The organism is Brucella sp., from assembly GCF_032066345.1.
In the GTDB taxonomy this organism is placed as follows: domain Bacteria; phylum Pseudomonadota; class Alphaproteobacteria; order Rhizobiales; family Rhizobiaceae; genus Brucella; species Brucella pseudogrignonensis.
The window spans coordinates 19,661-42,271 of the sequence record NZ_DAMBKZ010000016.1 but is presented as its reverse complement, the minus strand read 5'-3'; the positions used below and the strand labels follow the sequence as shown (position 1 = coordinate 42,271).

Sequence of the window (22,611 nt, the reverse complement as noted above, 5' to 3'; positions counted from 1 at the left end):
CCGATACGACAACCCGGATCACGACTTTAACGAGTTTCCTCACGAGCCTATTGGCGCTCAGACGCGAGGTGAAGCGAAGGACCAATTGCGCTCAATAGGATGGACTTTCCACCATGACGGGACTGCGACATGCCCGAAGTGTTCCGCCATCTTACTCGCAAAGGAGGCATCGAATGGCGAGTAAGGAACTTTTCGCTCAAGTCGAGCAGATCATCTGGCGGGATCGCGCTCGCGTCATCCCTTCGAGGTCAACTGATCTGGCCAATGAGATATTGGCTACCATCCTCGCCGCTCTGCGTGAGCCAACACCAGCCATGCAGCTTGTCGTGTCAGCAAATTGGGGCCGCAGAACGTGGGCTGAATACCAGCAGGTTCTCAACGCCAGCCCACTAGGGGAGCAGAGCGAATGAAGCTGCACCTCTCACTAAAGCGCGAATACTTCGACGCGATCAAGGCCGGTACGAAGGTCGAGGAATATCGGCTGGTCACTGACTATTGGACGAAGCGGCTTCACAATATGTGGGGATCAAAGCTTTCGTTTGACGGTATCGTTCTGACTAAGGGATATCCGAAGAGAGAGGATACAGAGCGCCGCATTGAATTGCCGTGGCTTGGCTTCGTCCGCAAGACAATTACCCATCCACATTTCGGCCCTAACCCCGTCGAGGTATTCGCCATCGACGTGTCCGGTCGCCAAGCCCTGAAAGGCGGTGAGTGATGACTGATCTGTCAAAACTCTCACCACAGGCATTGAAGGTCGCGATGACGGAAGGCACCCAATCATGGGGCCAGTACGGAAATTCGGAAACGCAGACCCGATATATGGAGCCGCGCAAATCCCGCCGCAAATGTCATTGTGGATGCAATGGGCGAGAGACGCACATCGGCATGTGCAATGGTGTCGGTCTGGCCTCTGGTTGTGAATGGTCAATGTCGGTCTGGGTGAAAGGTGGGCATACCGCGCTTATCCAGCACCAAAGACGCCGCACCGCACTGCAAGAAAGGGGGAAGTGATGGTCCTAATACTTCGGGAACTTCGCCATTCCTTCAACCTCGGCGCTCTGATGAGTGAAGATAAGACCGATATTCTTGCCTCTGCATTCAACACAACGAAGCTTTGGAACAAGATCATCGTGCATTGCTCCGTGATCTGCACCAATCTTTTCAGCAAGAGCGGGCAAATCCAGCGCAACGTTGTGATGACAGCCGTTACAGTAAGCCGTGATCCTGTATCCGTACTTGATGCACTCACCAATCGTTCTGTTCGTGCTGATGTAGCTCATTCCGCTCTCCTGTCAGGTGGCAATTACAACAGGAACGAAACAGAAACAAATCACATCTTTCCTAACAGTCGGAGAGCGATATGAGAATTCCAGAAATCAGAGATCGTCTATTGGAAATCGCCACCTCGACCGGCAACCGGGAGATTGAAGCTCTGGCGAATAAGCTAAAGCGCCGTCCATCAAAACGGAGAGCGCAGCCAGTCAGCCGGGTGATGACACCAGAGCTGAAGCAGGAAATCAGGGAGTACTACAAGGCCAATCCGGGTGCAGCGCAAACGGAGATAGCCAAACTTTTCAACGTCAACCAAGGGCGGGTATCGGAGGCATTGAGAGGAATAAGACAATGAGTACGGCTCTAATGACACCTGAACAGGCAGCCGAAGCACTCAGCATTTCTCATCGTCATCTGATCTATTTGACAGATGATGGTGAACTGCCGTTCATTAATATCGGTCGCGGCATGAGAAAAATCCGCAGATACGACCCAGCCGATATCGAAGCTTTTAAGAACCAACGGAAGACATCAGAATGCCAGTTTACATCCGAAAAGACAGTAAGGACGGCACCTACTCGTATGAGTTCCGACTACGCGGTCATAGATTTTCGGGCAACACTGGAAAAAAGACGGAGCGAGAGGCGCGCCAATTCGAAAAGTTAAAGCGCAAAGAGGCTGAACTGAGGGCGTCCGAGCAGGACGCTTTCAAGTCTGAGGATCTGACGTTTGAAACTGCTTCAATGAAATACTGGCACGAGGTCGGACAACACCACAAGAACTCTGACACAACACTCTGGGTGCTTGACTGGCTTCAAGCCGCCATTGGGCGCAAAACCAAGATCATAAAGATTACAGACCGCCTGGTAGCTGAACTCGTCGCAAAGCGGCGCAATGAACTTATTCCGAAGCGAAAGCCGCCACAGAAGGTTTCACCCGCGACTGTCAACAGAACGATGACACAGCCATTGCGTGAGATAATGCTAAGGGCTGGGAAGGTTTGGAAAGTTAAGGTCAACGAGATCGACTGGTCACAACACCTACTGGCAGAAAAAGGCGAGCGGGTACGCGAGGCGTCTATCGGTGAAGAAAATCAGATTATGGGAGAGCTTGAGCGCGGTTACGATGTAGCCGTGCGATTTGCTTTTCTATCTGGCTGCAGGCGGATGGAGATCCTTGGCTTGAAATGGTCAAGCGTGGACTTCTTTGGCCGGACATTCACTGTCACTGGTAAGGGCCAGAAAGTGCGCACCATCCCGATGTCTCAGGCAATATTCGACCTGCTATGGGATGAGAAAAATCATCATAAGGACAAGGTTTTTACGTTCGTAGCTAAACGAACACTGAAAAAGCCGGAATATGTTCGCGGGGAAAGATATCCTCTGACAGAGAGCGGCTTGAAAAGCGCAATGCGCCGAGCTGTGTCAGATGCAGGCGTTGAGAACTTCCGCTTTCATGATACCAGGCACACCGCAGCGACCCGTATTTTGCGCGCCAGTAACCTGAGAGTTGCACAGAAGCTACTCGGTCACACTGACATCAAAACCACCACGAAATACGCTCATGCGTTGATGGAAGATGTGCGTTCAGCCATGGATGCAATGAGCGCCACGGAAAAAGCCACGGACTACACAGCAGAAGATATCAAGGCATTGAAAACTAAGGGGGAATAGGTCACTGGAGCTTTTTCCCCCAGTCAAGTGCGCTACCGGGCTGCGCTACGCTCCGGACCATGAAAAAGCCGTAGAATATAACCTGTTACGGCGCAAGGTCTAATTTCTGCAATTGCAGAAATGAACAGCCCTGCACCGTAGATAAGCGGACTTAACTTGCGCGGATCTGGTAAGTTTCCGGGACGTAACGATAGCCCTCACCTGCGCGTTGAAGATAAGCAAGGGATGGGAAAGGCATATGGTAGCCAATGAACGGCAGACGTTCCGTCGCAAGCATATCGAAGATACGCTTTCTGGTTTCAACCGCCATTTCCTTGTCGATATCAAAAGAAACATGCCAGTCGGGGCGCTGTAAGGTGATGACAGAGTGATTGGCCGTATCGGAAATCAGCATCAGCGACTTTCCGCCCGATTCCACTCGGAACGCCAGATGACCTGGCGTATGGCCATAAGCACCCACCGCGTGAATGCCCGAGACGACCTCCTTGCCATCATCGACGAAAGTCGTTTTTTCGGCGAATGGCTTCACGTTCTTTTCCACCATTTGCGCAACGGTTTTAGCCGGTGTCTCAAGACGCTCCGGATCTGTCCAGAAGTCAAATTCCTTCTGACCGGCAGCGTAACGCGCATTCGCGAAAGCCGGCTTACCATCTTCCATCAAGCCGCCAATATGATCGGGGTGAAAATGGCTGAGCACAACGAGTGATACGTCGTCCGCCTTATAGCCCGAAGCCTCAAGAGCGCTGATTAATTTGCCCTGCCCGGCTTCGCGCGCCCCTGCGCCCATTCCGGTATCAAACAGCACCAACTCTTTGCCCGTATTGATCAGAACTGGTGTAAAACTATTCACAAAGCGATCAGTCGGCAGGAGATTTTCCTCCAGAAGTGCCGCAACGTCCTTCGGGTCTTGATTGATTGCATAGGTTTTTTCAGGCGCTTCGCCGGCTCTGCGCCCATCGGAAAGCGTCGTGATTTCAAAATCGCCAAACTGAAAGCGATGAAAACCTGGATTCTCGACCTTTGACACCGAAGCCTGACCTTGTGCCTGAGCCTGAGAGCTATCGAATGGCGACAGAGCTGCCCCGCCCCCCGCAGCAGAAGCAGCAACAATGAAATTTCGCCGTGAGATGGCCATCAATCAGTCTCCAGAGTGAGTTGCGTTACTTTAAAAATAGCGCAAAAACGGTCTCGATCCAGAGCTGCCCATTCAAGTTTTCGTAGGTTCTGAATTAAGTGAGACTTGCGGCCCGCAAAAAATGTCTCTATCTGAAAGTTGCGCGGGACGACCCGCGTCTGTGTTCGCATAGGGGACGGCCCCATAAGAGGGGTGTTCCGTGGCTGGACCTATTGAGCAATTTGCGATTCGACCTATCGTCGAGCTTGGTACACTTGGTGGCCAACAGATTGTCTTCACAAATTCTGCGCTTTACATGCTGCTGACTGTAACAGTTGCTGCTGGCTTTCTGTTTTTAGCCTCACGCCGGAATCGGGTTGTGCCTGGCCGCTGGCAGTCGTCAGTCGAAATGCTCTACGAGTTTGTTTCCAAAACGATTCGCGAGAATGCAGGCGAACACGGGATGAAGTTCTTCCCGCTGGTTTTCTCGCTTTTCATGTTCATCCTCGTTGCAAATCTCATTGGGATGTTTCCGTATGCCTTTACGGTTACAAGCCACATCATTGTGACATTCGCGCTGGCGATGCTGGTATTTCTCACCGTGACTATTTATGGGCTGGTCCGCCACGGCTTTAAATTCTTCAAGCTGTTTATGCCGGCAGGTGTCCCCATGATACTCGCGCCGATTATCGTACCTATCGAGGTGATGTCCTATATTTCACGGCCAATCAGCCATTCGGTGCGCTTGTTTGCCGTCATGCTGGCGGGGCACATCACGCTTAAAGTCTTTGCGGGCTTTGTCGTGGGCTTGGGCAGTTTGGGCACGATGGGCTTGTTGTCGGCAGTTCTACCACTTGCCATGACTGTCGCACTTACCGCACTCGAATTGCTTATGGCTATCATTCAGGCATATGTTTTCACCATGCTAAGCTGCATGTATCTAAACGACGCCCTGCATCCTTCTCACTAGAGCGCCGCTCTATTCATCTGTTTTAACGCGCATCTTGGTCCGAAAACCGTTTCACACTTTTCGGGATGCGCTCGAAACCCAATACCAGAGCGAAAGGACGACCTTTCGTTCCTTCAAATATGGGACGGCCCATACCCAAGGAGCACTATAATGGCATGGATTTATCTCGTACTTGCGGGCGGCCTTGAAATCGTCTGGGCCTATTTTATGAAAAAGTCAGAAGGATTCTCTCTTCTGACGCCGACAATCATCACCATCGTAACGATGATCGGCAGCTTTGCACTGCTGTCAATTGCCATGCGTAGCCTGCCTTTGGGCACAGCCTATGCAATCTGGACCGGAATCGGTGCCTTGGGTGCATTCGTGGTGGGGATTGTCATTCTGGGCGAAGCTGCGACGTTCTTCCGGATTTTAAGCGTCTCGCTCATTCTCGCGGGCATCGTCGGGCTCAAACTCTCATCGACATAACCGAAAAAGAAAGGGAGGCAAAAGCCTCCCTTTTTATTATCTCTATTCAATTACGTTCTTTGAGCACGTCTCTCAAAACCGGACACCAGTTTTCGGGCAAAGACATGCGTAAAAACAAAAAGATAGAGCGTTTCGAATGATTCAGCTTAAATGCAAAATGCTCTAGCGAACCTGATCCAATAGTCGCTTACATTCAAGCAGATCAAAAAGCGCTTCCTGCAACAGCGACCGATTGTCTTTCGATGGCCGCTTGCCATCGGCACCGATCGGGCCGTCTTCTTCACCCTTCAGCAATCCGAACAGCTTGCGTGCAGGTTGTGGTGCCTTGATGCCGTTCGGCAAAGCCATTTCATGATCAGCGGCATTTTCCATTGCCTGCTTTTCAGCCGCAGCCTGTTTCTGGCGCGTGATCGCTTCAATAGCCTGCACATCGCCATTACCCAAGGCAATGATGAACTGTGCGTTGTTCTCGCGAAGCAGACGCTGCACACCCTTGATGGTGTAACCCTGATCATAAAGCAGATGACGAATACCCTTGAGAAGCTCAACATCAAGCGGACGATAATAGCGGCGACCACCGCCCCGCTTCATAGGCTTTATCTGGGTGAAACGCGTTTCCCAGAAACGCAGTACATGCTGAGGGAGATCGAGATCCTCGGCAACTTCGCTAATAGTCCTGAATGCATCAGGGCTTTTGTCCATCTGCTTGCCCTTTCCAGTGGTGTGGTCGTCTTTTGGGCGAACCTGCCAGTCCAGATAGTTCAAATGGCAATCGGCACATCAATCAGCGCCAGCCATAATATCATAATAATCTAACGGCGTTTAACACAAAAAGTTGGGATGAAAAGCCCCTACTTTCCGGTCTGTTATATTAGCGAAACGACTCGCTTTATCCGTCGATTATATAATATCAGAACTTTATAAGCACCCCTTCATATATTACAGGAAGAGGCACAGTTTTCGGATTTACAGATGTCACTGGATAAATAAGCAAGCGGAAATACTTCGTCCAGTGAGGACGAAGAGATAAAGAGACAAATCTCTCTTTATCTATATGAGGTGATTACTTGGCGCCTTTTGCGCTACGCTTCTGGTGTTCCTGCAGAATACGCTGCTTGAGAACGTTAGAAGCTTTGAACGTCATGACGCGGCGTGGGAGAATAGGAACTTCCTCGCCAGTCTTCGGATTACGGCCGATGCGCTCATTCTTGTCACGGACTTGAAATGTCGCGAAAGACGACAGCTTCACAGTTTCACCGTTGACGATGGCGTCACAGACTTCATCGAGTATCATCTCGACCAGAGCCGCCGATTCTGTTCTGGACAGGCCTACCTTTCGGTAAACAGCCTCTGCCAGATCAGCGCGTGTGACCGTCTTACCTCCCATAACCGAACCTACCTGGTTAGTGTTTGAACAGATAATATCCTTAAGTGACAGGAGGTTACACAAATAAAAGCGGTGTGGTCAAGCCGCGAGTTTCCTCGCGGCCCATCAATTTTTTTATTACCAGCGCAATAAAACTGCGCCCCAGGTAAATCCACCGCCCATAGCTTCCAGAAGAACGAGGTCGCCCTTCTTGATACGACCGTCAGCGACAGCCGTAGCAAGAGCCAACGGAACCGACGCAGCAGAGGTGTTGCCGTGTCTATCAACGGTTATAACGACCTTTTCCTCAGCTATATTCAGCTTCTTGGCCGAAGCATCGATAATGCGCTTGTTGGCCTGGTGCGGCACAAACCAGTCGATATCGTCGGCGCTAAGGCCCGTTTCAGCAAAGGATGCTTCGATCACATCTGTGATCATGCCCACGGCATGTTTGAAGACTTCACGGCCTTCCATGCGCAGATGACCGACCGTCTGTGTCGTCGACGGGCCGCCATCCACAAAGAGTTTTTCCTTGTGATTGCCGTCGGAACGAAGGTTGGCAGCTAAAATACCACGATCAGAGGTTAGGCCCTTGCCTTCGCCGGCTTCGAGAACCAGCGCACCGGCACCGTCGCCAAACAGAACGCAGGTGGTGCGATCATTCCAGTCGAGAATGCGCGAGAAGGTTTCTGCGCCGATAACCAGAACACGACGTGCGAGTCCGCCACGGATATAGAGGTCAGCAGTCGTAACGGCATAGATGAAGCCACTGCAAACCGCCTGCAGATCGAATGCAAAGCCCGTCGTGATGCCGAGTTCGCGCTGAATTTCGACTGCACTTGCAGGAAACGTATGGTTTGGCGTCGAGGTTGCGACCAGAACGAGATCGATATCAGAAGCCTGCAGGCCAGCATTTTCCAATGCAGCGCGCGCAGCAGCCGCACCCAACGATACTGTCGTTTCGCCTTCGCCAGCAATGTGACGCTGACGAATACCTGTACGCTGGACAATCCATTCGTCAGAGGTTTCAACCACGCCCTCAAAATCGGAATTCTTCATGATCCGCTTAGGCAGAGCCGAACCAATACCTCTTACGACAGATCTTATCATCTTGTTTTCCTGTCCTAGCCTGACCATCGCAGACCCACGCCTGCCGGTCAAAATTCATACCCTGTTATGGGTTAATTATCATTTGGCTGTTTCGTTGCCGTCATTAGACGCAGAATGCGGATGACTGTGGTGGAAATGCGCCAGATCCGCTTCAATCTTCTGAAGAAGCTTATTACGCACCATGTCATAGCCGACTTCGACCGCCGAGCAGAAACCTTCTGCCGTTGCGCCGCCATGGCTCTTGATAACAATACCGCTCAATCCAAGAAGAACGCCGCCATTCACCTTGTTCGGGTCCATCTTCTCGCGAATACGATCAAATGCACCCTTGGCAAAAATATAACCGATCTTGGCAAGCAAGGTACGGCTCATGGCTTGGCGCAGAAGCGTTGCCATCTGACGAGCAGTGCCTTCGGCGGCTTTCAGAGCGATATTGCCCGTAAAGCCTTCTGTGACGACGACATCGACCGTGCCTTTGCCAATATCATTTCCTTCGACGAAGCCGGTATATTGCAAACCCTCCAGCGGTGTATCGCGCAGAATCTGGGCAGCTTCCTTAATCTCGTCGAGACCTTTGACTTCTTCCGTACCGACATTGAGGAGACCGACCGTCGGCTTGCGCACCTCAAAAAGCGCCCGCGCCATACCCGCGCCCATAACCGCGTAATCGACAAGCTGACGTGCATCGGCACCAATCGTTGCGCCAACGTCGAGAACGATGCTCTCGCCACGCAGTGTAGGCCAGATACCGGCAATTGCCGGACGCTCGACATCAGACAGCATACGCAGGCAGAATTTGGACATGGCCATCAGTGCGCCGGTATTACCAGCAGAAACGCAGACATCAGCGTCGCCGGTCTTTACCGCTTCAATCGCCTGCCACATGGAAGACTTGCCCCGACCAGCGCGCAGCGCCTGACTTGGTTTGTCATCCATCTTGATCGCAACCTGACTGGCGCGGAACTCGGAAGCAGCTTGTAGTTTTGGATAACGCGCAAGTATGGGCTCGACCTGACCAGCCAGACCGAAGAAAATAAACCGGATATCAGGATGACGCTCAAGCGCCTTCGCAGCACCAGGGATGACCACTTCAGGGCCAAAATCACCGCCCATGGCGTCAATCGAAATTTTTATCACTATTGATTATTCCTGTGCGATCCCTGCCCCATTTGCTTCTTTATAAACATAGGGGTTTTCCGCGAAAATAGTGTTTTTCCGGTCGCGCACAACCAGATTCTCTCAAGCATCGGTTAAATCAGGGCTTCTTGGACCATTCCGAGAGCTTGGCAAAAGGCGAATCAGGCTTCTCTTCCTCTTCAACATCGCCAAATACGGCTGGCTCGGCATCGTCAGGCAGGCCGGGTTTGCGAGGGTATGGATCGAGCGCCAGTTCGAAAAACTCTTCAGCCACAGCGCCAATATCAATTTTGTCGCCAGGAAAAGTCTCGGGAATATCCGCGCCATCGGCGTCCAGCAGCAATTCTCCGCTCTCATCGAGCTGAATTTTCGCAAGGCGTGAATTTTCTGGCACGAAGATCGTATCGACTTCTTCCGCAATCGTCGCATTAAGCGGTTCAAGTGTAACCACGCATGACTGCACGATTTCCGCATTGACGGTTCCGCGCAAACGAATGCCGCTCTTTTTCCAAGGCGTCAGCAAAAACTCTGCAGCAAAGGAATTCACGGCCTCTAAGCCATGCTGGGCAGCCAAAGCAGCTCTTTCCTTGTCAGTGGTCCCAATCTTCACCGTTATGCCCTTGGGGGGCAGATGCAGAACCGGAACGGGATAGGTCAGCGCCGGTTTATCAGTCATTCTCTTTAGCCTTTGTTTCGTTATTTGCAGCGGTTCCAGTTAAGTTTTAACCGCTGTAACTGTTTGTTTTTACACATTATCCGACGCATCGCAGCAGGAAAAGAAATCAGTCCAGCGAACTGATTTCCCTGCGGAGGCGCTTCGCACCTTTGCTGGAAATGCTATATTGGCGCAAACGCCATCTCGTCAGCATCCATAAAGGATATGTCGCCTGCCGCCAAAGCACTGTCCTCAATTTTTGCCAGCCGATCACGGCAAGCAAACAGATATTCACTCAAATAGTGAGAATGCGGCCATAATTCGAGGTCCGGGCGGATATTGCGTGTCAAAGCTGTTGCCAGCATGTCGCGATCACCGGCATCCAATGCAGTCCCATAAGAGCTGACACGACCATAAAACATGCGTGCAAGCTTTTTCATGCGCTTGGGAACGCCCTGATCACCGATTCCCAATTCCCGCAAGGAATGATCGACATCCTTGAAAAATTCGTCTGCAATGTCCTGCGCAAGCGGCAATAATGCAGATTTTTCGCCTTTCATGCGATGAAGAGCGAGAAAAATATGAACTGAGAGCATTTCATAGCGACCGAGAGGCGTATCAGGCACTTGAAATTGTGCATAAAAACGCTTTTGCCGCGCCGCTGCCACGATCGTCTCGTAAACGCGAAGCACAACTGTCTCATTTGCTTTAGATTTGCGGCGAAAAAGTCGAAGAATCATTCCCGTACGACCGTACTTGTTGCATCCAGAAGCAAGGTGGTTTACCGAAGTTCTCCCGACGGCGAAAGTGCCGCGCTGATATAGAATGTATGGAGAGGTCTTTGTTGCAGCGAATTTTCCTAAGCGCACGCAAACAGCGTGCCCTTCTCGCAGGCACAGCAATTCTCTTTTCGGCGGCTCTCGCCGGATGCAACACTGCGTCCACGCTAAACCCGTCGGAAACACTTACAGAGGGTTACGTGCTCGATCAGGAGGCACTTGATTCGGTTCCGGTTGGCTCCAGCCGTGAACAGGTGCTTCTCGCACTCGGTACGCCATCCACTACGGCGACCTTCGATAACGAAGTGTTTTATTACATTTCGCAGAAGCGTTATCGTGCGGCTCAGTTCATGAAGCCCAAAATTATCGACCGTCATATCCTTGCCGTTTACTTCGACAAGGACGGCAAGGTCAGCAATATTGCCAATTACGGCCTTCAGGACGGCAAGCTGTTCGATTTCGTATCGCGCACCACGCCAACTGGCGGCAAGGACCAGACCTTCATTGGTCAGATTATTCAGGGTGTTTCCAAAGCTCCGACATCATTGCCGGGTGCTGCTGGCGGCGCGAACAACTGATCCAATACAAAGAATTAAAAAAAGCCCCTCTTTTGGAGGGGCTTTTTTGTTGGTGCTTCATCAAGCCATGTGAGCCAGCACCGCAAGCAGCAAGAGTGCCACGATGTTGGTGATCTTGATGGCAGGATTAACGGCTGGACCTGCCGTATCCTTGTAAGGATCGCCGACGGTATCGCCAGTCACGGAAGCCTTATGCGCTTCCGATCCCTTGAGATGTTTCACACCGTCAGCATCCGTAAAGCCATCTTCGAAGCTCTTCTTGGCATTATCCCAGGCGCCACCGCCGGATGTCATGGATATAGCCACGAACAAACCGTTGATGATGACGCCCAGCAGCGAGGCACCGAGTGCTGCAAAAGCGGCGGCTTTGGAGCCTGAGATAAGCAACACGCCGAAATAGACGACAAGCGGCGCCAGAACCGGCAGAAGCGACGGGATAATCATCTCCCGAATGGCGGCTCTCGTCAGAAGATCGACAGCTCGCGCATAATCCGGACGATCCTTGCCCGTCATGATGCCCGGCTTCTCACGGAACTGACGACGCACTTCCTGCACCACCGCACTGCCCGCACGACCGACAGCCGTCATCGCCATACCACCAAAGAGATAGGGGATGAGGCCACCAAAGATCAGACCGGCAACCACATAGGGATTGGAGAGCTCGAACGACACCGGCCCCATATCCGCGAAATATGGATAGGTTTGCCCGTTGGCGGCAAAATAAGCCAGATCGTTTGAATAGGCTGCGAAGAGCACAAGCGCACCCAAACCTGCCGACCCGATTGCATAGCCCTTGGTGACGGCCTTGGTCGTGTTACCGACGGCATCGAGAGCATCGGTCGATTTGCGCACTTCCGGATCAAGGCCGGCCATTTCAGCAATACCGCCAGCATTATCCGTAACCGGGCCAAAAGCGTCGAGGGCCACGATCATACCGGCAATGCCAAGCATGGCAGTAACGGCAATTGCTGTGCCAAAGAGGCCCGCGAGCTGATATGTGCCGATGATACCGCCAACAATGACAATTGCCGGCAAAGCCGTCGATTCAAGCGAAACAGCCAAGCCTTGAATGACATTGGTGCCATGGCCAGTGACCGAAGCCTGGGCAATCGAATTGACCGGACGCTTGTTAGTTCCGGTGTAGTATTCGGTAATCACCACGATCAGACCGGTGACGACGAGACCAATCAGCCCGCAGATGAAGAGATTGGTGCCGGTGATCGACATGCCTGCGACAGTGCCGATTTCACCCCAGCCAATGGTGAGCGTGTTGGCAATCGCCAAACCCACCACGGACAAAAGTCCGGTTGCGATCAAGCCTTTGTAAAGCGCGCCCATGATCGAGCCATTGACGCCGAGTTTGACAAAGAACGTGCCAGCAATCGAAGTGATGACACAAGTGCCGCAAATCGCCAGCGGATAGAGCATCACGCTTGAGAGAACATCTGAGCCAGTGAAGAAAATCGCGCCCAGAACCATGGTTGCAACGACCGTCACTGCGTAGGTTTCGAACAAGTCCGCCGCCATGCCTGCGCAGTCACCGACATTGTCGCCAACATTATCGGCAATGGTTGCAGGATTGCGAGGATCATCCTCCGGAATACCTGCTTCAACCTTACCCACCAGATCGCCACCGACATCAGCACCTTTTGTGAAGATGCCGCCACCAAGGCGCGCAAAGATTGAAATGAGCGAAGCGCCGAAGCCAAGTGCCACAAGGGCATCGATGACCGTGCGGTCGGAAGGTGAATAACCCAGCCAGAAAGTCAGGATAAAATAATAGACTGAGACGCCCAGCAGAGCGAGACCCGCCACCAACATACCGGTGATAGCGCCGGACTTGAAAGCAATTTCCAAACCACCCGCGAGGCTCAAGGATGCCGCCTGTGCGGTTCGCACATTTGCACGAACGGAAACATGCATACCGATGAAGCCGGTCAGCCCGGAAAGCACAGCCCCGATGAGGAAGCCCACGGCGGCAGAAATAGACAGCAGATACCAGACTGCCAGAAAGACCACGACGCCAACGATGGCAATGGTCGTATATTGTCGGGTGAGATAGGCTGCAGCACCTTCACGGATGGCACCAGCGATTTCCTGCATACGCGGTGTGCCCTGATCGGCCGCAAGTACAGAGCGGATCGCCCATACGGCAAAAAGAACGGAAAGCACACCACAGGCAATGACGAGAAGAAGAACTCCAATTCCCATTTAGGCCAACTCCCATGAGCTCGCGCCAGTCACAAGCAGACCGCTCACAAGGGTGGCGATTGCCTGCACACATCAGCGCATGAAAGGCCCGAAAACCCCTCCCCGGGCCTAAGAATAGCGGCATGGAAGTGCCTGAAACCGACCATTCACCGGGCTTCTTCGGCTTGTTGTTATTCTGAAAACATCGACCAGAAATCAAATAATTGGCTGATGTTTCTGCATTTCAGCATTCTCAATGCCGCATGTCCAACATGCGGAAGCTATCTGCAAAGGTCAAGCCGTAGTTTATTGTGCCAGAATGCAAAAAAGGCCGCGATTTTTCGCAGCCTTTTTGAGTATTTACAGAGTGGCTAAGGTTTATCGGCCACGCGGCTTTGCACCACGGCTTTCGCCGCGTAGTTCAAAAGCCAGACGATCGAGCACGGCGTTAACAAGCTTTGGCTCATCTTCAGTGTAGAACGCCTTTGCGATATCCACATATTCCGAAACGATGACAGCTGTAGGCACGTCCTTGCGGGTCTGCAATTCCCAGGCACCCGCACGCAGGATGGCACGCAGCGTCGAGTCGAGACGCGACAGCGGCCAGTCTTCTGTGAGCGCCTGATGAATCATCGGGTCGAGCTTGAGCTGGCTATCGACAACGCCCGCGACAATGGCGCGGAACCACTGCGGATCGGCGTCAAGATACTGTGTGCCATCGACTTCCTTGCCAAGACGATGGGCCTCATATTCAGCCACGACTTCCATGACGCCCGTACCGGCGACATCCATCTGGTAGAGCGCCTGTACGGCTGCAAGACGTGCAACGCCACGCTTGTTTGCAGATCGTGGCGCGTTCGGTGCAGAACGGCCTTCAGAAGAAGAAGTCATCGTATCAGGCTCCGAATTTCTTACGCAGATCAATCATGGTGAGCGCAGCGCGGGCAGCGAAGCCGCCCTTGTCCTTGTCTTCACGACGCGCACGGACCCAGGCCTGCTCGTCATTCTCAACTGTCAGAATGCCGTTGCCGATAGCAAGACCTTCTTCAACCGAAAGATCAGTCAGCGCACGGCAGGATTCATTGGCAACGATATCGAAATGATAGGTTTCGCCGCGAATAACTGTGCCGAGGGCAACATAACCATCGTAATAAGTGCCACCATTTTCCGCGCCATCCAGTGCGAAAGAAATCGTCGCTGGCACTTCAAGCGCGCCGGGTACCGTCACAACATCATATGTTGCGCCAGCGGCATCGAGAGCAGCCTTCGCGCCGTCAAGAAGCGCGTCGGACAGTTCTTCATAGAAACGCGCTTCAACAATGAGCAAATGCGGCGCGTGCGCCTCGTGCTTCGACATGAGAGACTCCATGGCAGAAATCGCGGACCGCAAAACCTGCGGTCAACGCTAAATTCGGAAAATGCTGTTATAGCTTTAGAGTGTAGGCTCTAAGCTTATTTCTGATATTGCGCAAGCCTTGCTGCATACCGCGCGAGCTGATCGATCTCAATATTGATCCTGTCACCAGCCTTGCGATCGCCCCAGGTTGTCACTTCCAGCGAATGACGAATGAGCAGAACGTCAAATTCGTTGCCATTAACGCCATTGACCGTCAGCGAAGTGCCATCAAGCGCAACGGAACCCTTCTGCGCAATAAAGGGTGCAAGTTCTTCCGGTGCGCGCAGGGTAAAGCGTACAGCGTCGCCCTCTTCCTTGCGCCCGACGATTTCAGCTTGCCCGTCAATGTGACCGGAAACGAGATGACCACCCATTTCATCGCCAAGCTTGAGCGAGCGCTCAAGATTGATGCGGGTGCCGTTTTCCCATTTTGAAATCGTGGTCAGACGCAGTGCTTCTTCCCAGGCTTCAACTTCAAACCAGCGGGCATTTGTGCCTTTTTCCGGCAGCGCCACGACTGTCAGGCATACACCGGAACAGGCAATCGAAGCACCAAGCTCAATCGTTTCAGGATCATAGGTTGTTTCAATACGCAGCAAAACGCCTTCATTCAAAGGCTTGATACGATCCACTTTACCGATATCGGTGACAATCCCAGTAAACATCACGCTTTCCTTACATACTCGATACAGGCATCGTCGCCGTACTGCGCATTGCGCAAAATTGTAAATTCATTATCGATATGGGATTGCAGATCTGTGACGGCAACCCCATTCGTCGCGCCGATTTCAACAGGCGAACGGAACAGAACAAGCCGGTCAACCAGCTTTTCTTTCAGGAAGTTTGTGGCAACACTGGCTCCACCTTCGACCAGAACAGACGAAATACCCTGTGCTGCAAGATCATCCATCAGCTCCGGCAAAGCGATACGGCCCTCATCGCTTTCCGCTGCAATGATGCGGCATCCTGCAGCCTGCATCTCGTATCGCCTCTCCGGCGCCACATTTTCACAACAGGAAAGCCACAAAGGAAGGGCTTCCGAAGTGCGAATAAGCCTTGAATCGAGCGGTAATTTCAATCCGCTGTCCAATATGAGGCGAATTGGCGAACGTTGTTCCAACCCCGGAAGACGGCAATTCAGGATAGGATCATCGGCGATTGCAGTATCAACTCCGATGAGGATCACATCAGTCTGCGAGCGCAGAATATGCGACTGGGCGCGCGCAATCGGACCGGTAATAGGAACCTGTCCCTCGCCCTTTTTCCCGATATAGCCATCGGCAGAAAGTGCAAGTTTCAGAATCACTTCCGGACGTTTTTTAGAAGATCGATTCAGATAGCCTGCAAGGTCATCAGCCGCCTTGTCCGACAGAACACCCGGCACCACTTCAATGCCCGCGTCCCGCAATATGGCGAAGCCTTTTCCGCTCACCCGGTCATCCGGATCGGTTGCGGCAACCACCACCCGCGCGACACCAGCCCGCACCAGCGCTTCGGCACATGGCGGGGTGCGACCATGATGAGCGCAGGGCTCCAGCGAGACATAGGCCGTAGCGCCGCGGGCCGCTTCACCTGCATCTGCGAGCGCTTGAGGCTCCGCATGAGGGCGCCCACCGATTGCGGTGACGCCACGTCCGACGATGATACCGTCCTTAACGAGAATAGTACCAACTGACGGGTTTGTGCCTGTGAGGCCTTTGTTACGACGGGCAAGCCGAATGGTCGCTTCCATGAAGCGAACGTCATCCGACGTCACATTTGCGTGCGGGAATTCCATTCGGCTCATTTTATGCGTCCGGATCACGATCAGTTTCAGTTACCGTCAGTTCATCAATGACGTTGTGGAAATCAACGGCCTTGCTGAAATTGCGGTAAACGGAAGCAAAACGGATATAGGCAATATCATCGACGCCCTTGAGAGCATCCATGGCGAGACGACCAATTTCGTCTGATGTGACTTCCGCCTCACCCGAACTCTCGAGCTGGCGCACGATGCCGGAGATTGCACGCTCTACGCGCTCCTCGTCCACGTCGCGCTTGCGCAATGCCACATCGATGGAGCGGGCAAGCTTTTCGCGATCGAAAGGTACACGGCGACCGCTCTTCTTGACGACCATGAGGTCGCGAAGCTGTACGCGTTCAAAAGTGGTAAAACGTCCGCCACAGACCGAGCAAACACGGCGCCTGCGAATAACGGCACCATCCTCCGCCGGGCGGGAATCCTTAACTTGCGTATCTTCAGACTGGCAATAGGGACAACGCATGGCACTCTTTCACTTACGAAAGCGCATCTGCATATAGCTTACGCGACGCACTTCACTCTTTGTTTCCAAGCGCGCCGATTTGAAAGGCACGCCTTAGATTGACTGATTCCTGACAATCATACCCCATCGTTAAGTTGATGCATAATTAGGGCATAATTGAAAAAGCCCCGCTCAACAGGGTTGAGCGGGGCTTCATCAAATTGTGAGCAATTTTAGCCCTGATAGCCGTACATTGGGAAGCGGTCGGTCAGTGCAATGACCTTTGCCTTAACCGCTGCTTCAACCGATGCATTGCCTTCATCGGAATTTGCAACCTTGAGACCATCGAGCACTTCTGCGATCAGCGAGCCGATTTCCTTGAATTCAGCCTTGCCGAAACCACGGGTCGTGCCAGCAGGCGTTCCAAGGCGAACACCAGAAGTTACGAATGGCTTTTCTGGGTCAAAAGGAATGCCGTTCTTGTTACAGGTCACGTTCGCACGACCGAGAGCTGCTTCAGCGCGCTTGCCTGTTGCATTCTTCGGACGCAGATCGACCAGCATCAGGTGGTTGTCTGTGCCGCCGGAAACGATATCGAGACCCTGCGACTTCAGTTCGTCCGAAAGCGCACGCGCATTGTCGACGACGTTCTGAGCATAGACCTTGAATTCTGGCTTCAGAGCTTCCGCGAAAGCAACTGCCTTACCAGCAATCACATGCATCAGCGGGCCGCCCTGCAGGCCAGGGAAGACAGCCGAATTGAACTTCTTCGCCAGATCAGGATCGTTGGTGAGGATCATACCGCCGCGTGGACCGCGCAGCGACTTGTGAGTCGTCGTGGTGCAGACATGGGCGTGTGGAACTGGCGATGGGTGTACGCCACCGGCGACCAGACCAGCAATGTGAGCCATATCGACCATCAGATATGCGCCAACTTCGTCAGCGATCTCACGGAAGCGCTTCCAATCCCAGATGCGGGAATAAGCGGTACCGCCAGCGAGAATCAGCTTTGGCTTGTGTTCGCGTGCGAGGCGAGCAATTTCTTCCATATCCAGAAGGTGATCGTCTTCACGAACGCCATAGGAAACAACGTTGAACCACTTGCCCGACATATTGACTGGTGAACCGTGTGTCAGGTGGCCACCGGAATTGAGGTCGAGGCCCATGAAGGTGTCGCCTGGCTGCAGAAGCGCAAGAAACACGGCCTGATTCATCTGGCTGCCGGAGTTTGGCTGTACGTTTGCGAACTCTGCGCCAAACAGCTTCTTGGCGCGTTCAATTGCCAATTCTTCAACAACGTCAACATACTGGCAGCCGCCGTAGTAGCGCTTGCCCGGATAACCTTCGGCATATTTGTTGGTGAGGATGGAACCCTGAGCTTCAAGAACCGCACGAGAAACGATGTTTTCCGAGGCGATCAGCTCGATTTCATGACGCTGACGACCGAGTTCATTACGGATCGCACCGAAAATATCGGCATCGATTTCTTCAAGAGTTGCGTTGAAAAAAGCGTTATTGGCTTGCGACATGTTTCACACCCTCCGGTTAGCCGGTGATAGCTATATGGTATGAGGCGCAGTATCACACTTCGATTAGCAAGGCCAATGGCCGCTAAGCGAAAAGCATGTTCCAAAATGCGGCATGACGTAGCTTGGATCAGCACCCAAAACAAAAAAGCCGTCCGAAACGAGTTCGGACGGCTTTTTTGTAAGTCAATTGGGATCAAGTATCGGTGCCGAGCGCCAAAGCAGTTGCACCATCCATCTTGTAGATATCGTCGCGGAACTGCACCACGCCATCGCCTGTTGACCAGGCGGTGATGTAAACGAAATGCAGCGGCACAGGATCGGAAACCTGAATAGGTGTATTCACACCCGATGCAATTGTGCCTTCAATGTTTTGGCGATCCCAGCCAGCGGTATTCTTCAAAAGCCAGACATCAAGATCGCGGACATTCTGCACGCGGACACAGCCCGACGAATCGAAGCGCATGAGCTTATTGAAATAGCTCTTCTGCGGCGTATCGTGCATGTAAACGGCATGTTGATTGTGGAAGTTGATCTTTGTCGAGGACATGGCGTTGATCTTGCCCGGATCCTGACGGAACATCAGCTTCACAGCATCGTCGGTATTCCAGTCTACGCTTTCCGGCGGAACTTCCTGTCCCTGAGCGTTGTAGAGACGGATCTTGTTATTCGCGAGATATTGCGGGTTCTTCCGCATCAGCGGAATAATATCCTTCTGGATGATCGACTTTGGCGCGGTCCAGTAAGGATTAAGAATGACTTCGTGAATCTTGGAGTCAAGGATCGGCGTCTGGCGGTCGATCTTGCCAACAACAGCTGTATGGCGCTGCGAAACGCTGCCGCCTTCCACTGCTTCAATACGAGCAGCCGGGATGTTGACCATCACAAAGCGCTGTTCAGACTGTGTTGCAGATGTCATGCCGGACAGGCGCTGGAGGTTGGTCTGCAGCTGGCCAAGACGCGTATTGGCATCCACATTCATTGCCGCATAGGTAAACTGGCCCATCACACCATCAGCCGGAAGGCCATGACGCGACTGGAAGCGCTTGACCGCTGCATCGACATAGGTATCGAACGCACCGGACACACCGGCTTCACGCGGAAGATCGCCCGAAACGATCAAACGCTGGCGCAGAGCCTGTACCGAAGGATCATTAACGCCAAGCTGCAGCTTCGCATTGCCCGGAACCTGTGGCCAGCCGCCGCGACCTGCCAGATCGGCGTATTGTGCGATAGCGGACTGAAGATTGCCCACAGTCTGTTGGCTGAGCACTGGCTGATTGGTTGCCACTTTCTGACCGCCGGTCGCGCGGGCATCGAACTGGTCATCCCAGTTGCCGCGGCGTGGCGCCGAAAGAATATCATTCAAAGCCTGTTGCTGGGCAAAAGCCGCAGGAGCGATAGCAGTTGCAGCAGCAGCCAAACCGGCCGTTGCTGCGCCACGCAGGAAGCTGCGACGGCCTACATTGAAAGCTTCGGCATTCTTGTCGGTTTTGGTCATAGTTTTGGTCCCAAAGGCTAACCGGTTTCGCCCAGATGCGTCGCATCTGCAGATAGCTCTAATTTATGCGCTGTATTAAACCGCTTATGTCGGTTTTTATGGCTTATTCATGTCGCAAAGCCCGGATTTCAAGCCAGGCCTCGCTGAATTAGCTCGCAATAATGAACTTTAACATACAAACCGGGTCAATTGTGACCGTTCTGCAACAAACTTCTAAGTTGTCGGCTGCCTTTCGGCATCCGCAATATCAAAGCCTGTAAGCAATGCTGTCGTTCCAGAAGCGGTCCAGACGCTGCAGCGACTTGTTCATCGCGGTGAATTCTTCAACCTGAATACCACCAACCTGCTCGATAGAAGCAATATGGCGCTGGTAAAGTGCCTGTACCTGATCAGCAATCTCGTTGCCCTTGTCTGTCAGGCTGACGCGAACCGAACGACGGTCCGTATTCGAGCGTTCGTGATGGATAAAACCCATCTCGACCAGCTTCTTGAGATTATAGGAAACATTCGAGCCGAGATAATAACCGCGCGAGCGCAGCTCACCAGCGGTCAATTCTGAATTGCCAATGTTGAACAGAAGCAGTGCCTGCGTCGCGTTGATATCGCTACGGCCGGCGCGGTCGAATTCGTCCTTGATGACATCAAGGAGGCGACGATGCAGGCGTTCAACCAGCTGCAATGCTTCGAGATAAAGTGTGCGGAGAGCTGCTTCGGGATTCAAAAGCGGAGCAGATGCATCCATTCTGTGCTGTGCATTGATCATTTCTTTTGCCTCTCTGTCGGAGCAGCCTTACATGAGGCCACTCTCTTTCCTGTTGGTCCGGTGTATTTTCTCACCGTGTCTTGAGAGGACTTTAGACGCGATCCATAAAATTCGACTTAAAAGTCAGCCTTAACAGTAGTTTACCAAGCGAAATGCAGATTCAGACTTAATGTTTTGTTACCGGTGCGCGATTTCAGGCCGTTATACGAACGCGAGAAAGTCGTCTTTTCTCGAGGTAAAGCAGGACGCGGAACACAACATAAATGAGGAGACAAACGGCGTTAAACCCCACGATAAGGGGCCTGTATTCAAAGTGGCGCGCAAAGACAGAATAGATGGCAATCTCACCGACAGCCGCCACGAACCACAACACCGGTCCCCATTGCGCACGCATCCACAGCCCGGTTGCCGCAACCGGCATAAGCAGAGCAAGGGCCACGCAGGCCGTCTGCCATTGCCACGGCATGAGGTCGAAACGCCACAGCAAGCCTGGATAAACGCCGATCAGCTTAATCCAGTAATAAACGCCGCTCGCAAGAGCAGCTAAAGCGATCAGCCGTATAAACCAGACAAAGGACCATTCAGTGCCGCTGGGTTGTATATGCTGGTGCAGTTCATCCTGACGCATCAAAAACTCAGTTCCCTCTCGCCAAGATTAGCAAAATACGCATTGACCATTTCCGGCTTCACTTCATCAGTCGAAGCTGGCTTCCAGACAGGTGCTCCATCCTTGTCAATCAAAACCGCGCGTACGCCTTCATAGAAATCATGCCCAGCAAGCATACGCGACGCGATGCGATATTCCATCCGCATACAATCGTCGAGATCCAGTGCGCGACCATCGGCAATCTGGCGGAATGTGACAGCGACACTGGTTGGCGAACGCGTGGCGATAACATTCAGAATATCCGTTGCCGGTTTATTGCCCGTGGCTGCTGCTTTTTCCAAAGCGTCGAGGCATTCGGCAAGCGTCGCATGTGCGAAACTTTCCGCAATGACTTTGCGGGTTTCGGGGGCCGTCTCAAAATCGGGATACTGAGCACTGGCCAAAGCACCATCAAGGTCAGCTTTTGCAACGAGGTCATCGCGAAGGTCGTCGAGATCGCTGGCCGCCACTGCATGGGTCGCGATGCCGCTCTGCAGGCAATCGCCCCAGCGAATTCGGTTGCCGGTGAGCGCAAGATAATAGCCGAAATTATCATGGAGATGCGGCAGGAAGGCGCTTCCACCGACATCTGGGAAGAAGCCGATGCCGGTTTCGGGCATCGCAAAAAGCGTGTTTTCGGTCACGATCCGGTGCGAACCATGTACGGAAATGCCAGCGCCGCCACCCATGACAATGCCGTTAAGCAGCGAGATATATGGCTTTGGGAATCTCCCGATGCGGGCATTCAGTCGATATTCATCGCGGAAAAAATCAAAAGCGGGTGTGCCTTCGCGTCCGGCCTTATAGGCAGCAACCACGTCGCCACCGGCGCAGAACGCCCGGCCTTCGCCTTCCAGAATAACACAGGCGACATCCGGATCGGTTTCCCAGGCCTGCAGAGCACGGTCGAGAGCGAGAATCATTTTATGCGTCAAAGCATTGAGCGCCGATGAGCGCGTCAGCTTCACGAGGCCCGCTTTTCCCTTGCGTTCAAAGCTGATTTCACCGCCACCACCGAAATCGATCTGCATCATGTCTCTCCCGTGCGATTAAAGCGGCTCCAGATAAGACTGAACGTTGGAACCACTATAATCATTCCCTCTTGCGCATTATCCCACGCAAAACCGCTTCGCACTTTTGCTGGAAATGCCCTTTTAATCTACGCATTGTCCTACGCAAAACCGCTTTGCACTTTTGCTGGAAATGCTTTCAATGCGTAGA

General features: G+C 52.8%; 27 protein-coding genes and 1 pseudogene. 10 read left to right on the top strand and 18 right to left on the bottom strand.

Features of this window, described 5'->3' with window-relative positions; translation table 11 throughout:
• Window positions 1–173 precede the first annotated feature (173 nt).
• The 7 genes and pseudogenes from RT142_RS17970 (at window position 174) to RT142_RS17945 (ending at window position 2,948) form a co-directional block, all read left to right on the top strand.
• A complete protein-coding gene (locus tag RT142_RS17970; protein ID WP_313030387.1) occupies window positions 174–410 on the top strand; it encodes a hypothetical protein in 237 nt (78 codons plus the stop codon).
• Window positions 407–718 carry an ASCH domain-containing protein gene (locus tag RT142_RS17965; protein WP_313030384.1) on the top strand — a complete coding sequence of 104 codons (312 nt, stop codon included), beginning with the start codon at window positions 407–409 and terminating at the stop codon, window positions 716–718. The genes RT142_RS17970 and RT142_RS17965 overlap by 4 nt, the downstream gene beginning before the upstream one ends.
• Window positions 718–1,014: a hypothetical protein gene (locus RT142_RS17960; protein WP_313030382.1), complete on the top strand. Its 297-nt coding sequence runs from the start codon at window positions 718–720 to the stop codon at window positions 1,012–1,014. Before RT142_RS17965 ends, RT142_RS17960 begins: the two co-directional genes overlap by 1 nt.
• Complete coding sequence (locus RT142_RS17955) at window positions 1,014–1,367, top strand: hypothetical protein (RefSeq protein ID WP_313030379.1); 354 nt, start codon at window positions 1,014–1,016, stop codon at window positions 1,365–1,367. Before RT142_RS17960 ends, RT142_RS17955 begins: the two co-directional genes overlap by 1 nt.
• The gene (locus tag RT142_RS17950; protein WP_313030377.1) at window positions 1,364–1,630 is read left to right on the top strand and encodes a hypothetical protein; all 267 of its coding nucleotides are present in this window, start codon (window positions 1,364–1,366) and stop codon (window positions 1,628–1,630) included. The genes RT142_RS17955 and RT142_RS17950 overlap by 4 nt, the downstream gene beginning before the upstream one ends.
• A pseudogene (locus RT142_RS24430) lies at window positions 1,627–1,788 on the top strand (helix-turn-helix domain-containing protein); the annotation flags it as partial. The gene RT142_RS17950 and the pseudogene RT142_RS24430, both read left to right, overlap by 4 nt.
• Window positions 1,789–1,811: 23 nt before the next feature.
• Entirely contained in the window at window positions 1,812–2,948 is a 1,137-nt protein-coding gene (locus tag RT142_RS17945; protein WP_313030375.1) for a site-specific integrase, read from the top strand.
• Between the two features lie 151 nt (window positions 2,949–3,099).
• Here RT142_RS17945 and RT142_RS17940 read toward each other — a convergent pair whose 3' ends face one another.
• Window positions 3,100–4,083 carry an MBL fold metallo-hydrolase gene (locus RT142_RS17940; protein WP_112804974.1) on the bottom strand — a complete coding sequence of 328 codons (984 nt, stop codon included), beginning with the start codon at window positions 4,081–4,083 and terminating at the stop codon, window positions 3,100–3,102.
• A gap of 199 nt (window positions 4,084–4,282) precedes the next feature.
• Here RT142_RS17940 and RT142_RS17935 point away from each other — a divergent pair, with 199 nt between their 5' ends.
• Window positions 4,283–5,032, top strand: coding sequence for a F0F1 ATP synthase subunit A (locus tag RT142_RS17935; protein WP_007874481.1), 750 nt, complete (start codon window positions 4,283–4,285; stop codon window positions 5,030–5,032).
• A gap of 150 nt (window positions 5,033–5,182) precedes the next feature.
• Entirely contained in the window at window positions 5,183–5,500 is a 318-nt protein-coding gene (gene sugE / locus RT142_RS17930; protein WP_007874480.1) for a quaternary ammonium compound efflux SMR transporter SugE, read from the top strand.
• Window positions 5,501–5,662: 162 nt separating this feature from the next.
• Here sugE and RT142_RS17925 read toward each other — a convergent pair whose 3' ends face one another.
• From RT142_RS17925 to RT142_RS17900, 6 genes are all read right to left on the bottom strand, one after another.
• Window positions 5,663–6,202: a MerR family transcriptional regulator gene (locus tag RT142_RS17925; RefSeq protein WP_007874479.1), complete on the bottom strand. Its 540-nt coding sequence runs from the start codon at window positions 6,200–6,202 to the stop codon at window positions 5,663–5,665.
• Between the two features lie 361 nt (window positions 6,203–6,563).
• Window positions 6,564–6,887, bottom strand: coding sequence for an integration host factor subunit alpha (locus tag RT142_RS17920; protein ID WP_007874478.1), 324 nt, complete (start codon window positions 6,885–6,887; stop codon window positions 6,564–6,566).
• Between the two features lie 117 nt (window positions 6,888–7,004).
• The gene (locus tag RT142_RS17915) at window positions 7,005–7,976 is read right to left on the bottom strand and encodes a beta-ketoacyl-ACP synthase III (RefSeq protein ID WP_064320443.1); all 972 of its coding nucleotides are present in this window, start codon (window positions 7,974–7,976) and stop codon (window positions 7,005–7,007) included.
• A gap of 78 nt (window positions 7,977–8,054) precedes the next feature.
• Window positions 8,055–9,113 (bottom strand): phosphate acyltransferase PlsX, encoded by a 1,059-nt coding sequence (gene plsX, locus RT142_RS17910; protein WP_007874476.1) that lies wholly within the window; start codon window positions 9,111–9,113, stop codon window positions 8,055–8,057.
• 118 nt (window positions 9,114–9,231) lie between these two features.
• The gene (locus tag RT142_RS17905; RefSeq protein ID WP_312467765.1) at window positions 9,232–9,789 is read right to left on the bottom strand and encodes a DUF177 domain-containing protein; all 558 of its coding nucleotides are present in this window, start codon (window positions 9,787–9,789) and stop codon (window positions 9,232–9,234) included.
• A 161-nt stretch (window positions 9,790–9,950) separates the two neighbouring features.
• Window positions 9,951–10,508: a ubiquinol-cytochrome C chaperone family protein gene (locus RT142_RS17900; protein ID WP_113158484.1), complete on the bottom strand. Its 558-nt coding sequence runs from the start codon at window positions 10,506–10,508 to the stop codon at window positions 9,951–9,953.
• Window positions 10,509–10,609: 101 nt separating this feature from the next.
• On the opposite strand from RT142_RS17900, the gene RT142_RS17895 reads away from it, so the two are divergent.
• The gene (locus tag RT142_RS17895; protein ID WP_039859655.1) at window positions 10,610–11,125 is read left to right on the top strand and encodes an outer membrane protein assembly factor BamE; all 516 of its coding nucleotides are present in this window, start codon (window positions 10,610–10,612) and stop codon (window positions 11,123–11,125) included.
• A 60-nt stretch (window positions 11,126–11,185) separates the two neighbouring features.
• Here RT142_RS17895 and RT142_RS17890 read toward each other — a convergent pair whose 3' ends face one another.
• The 11 genes from RT142_RS17890 to RT142_RS17840 form a co-directional block, all read right to left on the bottom strand.
• A complete protein-coding gene (locus tag RT142_RS17890) occupies window positions 11,186–13,336 on the bottom strand; it encodes a sodium-translocating pyrophosphatase (RefSeq protein ID WP_105518373.1) in 2,151 nt (716 codons plus the stop codon).
• 357 nt (window positions 13,337–13,693) lie between these two features.
• Complete coding sequence (gene nusB / locus RT142_RS17885) at window positions 13,694–14,206, bottom strand: transcription antitermination factor NusB (protein ID WP_007874461.1); 513 nt, start codon at window positions 14,204–14,206, stop codon at window positions 13,694–13,696.
• Window positions 14,207–14,210: 4 nt separating this feature from the next.
• Window positions 14,211–14,672: a 6,7-dimethyl-8-ribityllumazine synthase gene (locus RT142_RS17880; RefSeq protein ID WP_007874460.1), complete on the bottom strand. Its 462-nt coding sequence runs from the start codon at window positions 14,670–14,672 to the stop codon at window positions 14,211–14,213.
• Between the two features lie 95 nt (window positions 14,673–14,767).
• Window positions 14,768–15,376: a riboflavin synthase gene (locus RT142_RS17875; protein ID WP_313030366.1), complete on the bottom strand. Its 609-nt coding sequence runs from the start codon at window positions 15,374–15,376 to the stop codon at window positions 14,768–14,770.
• Window positions 15,376–16,497: a bifunctional diaminohydroxyphosphoribosylaminopyrimidine deaminase/5-amino-6-(5-phosphoribosylamino)uracil reductase RibD gene (gene ribD, locus RT142_RS17870; protein ID WP_313030359.1), complete on the bottom strand. Its 1,122-nt coding sequence runs from the start codon at window positions 16,495–16,497 to the stop codon at window positions 15,376–15,378. Before ribD ends, RT142_RS17875 begins: the two co-directional genes overlap by 1 nt.
• 1 nt (window position 16,498) lies before the next feature.
• The gene (nrdR, locus tag RT142_RS17865; RefSeq protein ID WP_007874456.1) at window positions 16,499–16,975 is read right to left on the bottom strand and encodes a transcriptional regulator NrdR; all 477 of its coding nucleotides are present in this window, start codon (window positions 16,973–16,975) and stop codon (window positions 16,499–16,501) included.
• Between the two features lie 212 nt (window positions 16,976–17,187).
• On the bottom strand, window positions 17,188–18,483 hold the full coding sequence (gene glyA / locus RT142_RS17860; RefSeq protein WP_007874454.1) for a serine hydroxymethyltransferase: 1,296 nt from the start codon (window positions 18,481–18,483) through the stop codon (window positions 17,188–17,190).
• A 193-nt stretch (window positions 18,484–18,676) separates the two neighbouring features.
• Window positions 18,677–19,981, bottom strand: a complete 1,305-nt coding sequence (locus RT142_RS17855; protein ID WP_007874451.1) for a murein L,D-transpeptidase — start codon at window positions 19,979–19,981, stop codon at window positions 18,677–18,679.
• A 247-nt stretch (window positions 19,982–20,228) separates the two neighbouring features.
• A complete protein-coding gene (gene ldtR / locus RT142_RS17850) occupies window positions 20,229–20,744 on the bottom strand; it encodes a transcriptional regulator LdtR (protein WP_007874450.1) in 516 nt (171 codons plus the stop codon).
• A 193-nt stretch (window positions 20,745–20,937) separates the two neighbouring features.
• Window positions 20,938–21,372, bottom strand: a complete 435-nt coding sequence (locus RT142_RS17845) for a DUF6163 family protein (RefSeq protein ID WP_112804978.1) — start codon at window positions 21,370–21,372, stop codon at window positions 20,938–20,940.
• Window positions 21,372–22,421, bottom strand: coding sequence for an enoyl-CoA hydratase/isomerase family protein (locus tag RT142_RS17840; protein WP_007874446.1), 1,050 nt, complete (start codon window positions 22,419–22,421; stop codon window positions 21,372–21,374). The genes RT142_RS17845 and RT142_RS17840 overlap by 1 nt, the downstream gene beginning before the upstream one ends.
• Window positions 22,422–22,611 lie beyond the last annotated feature (190 nt).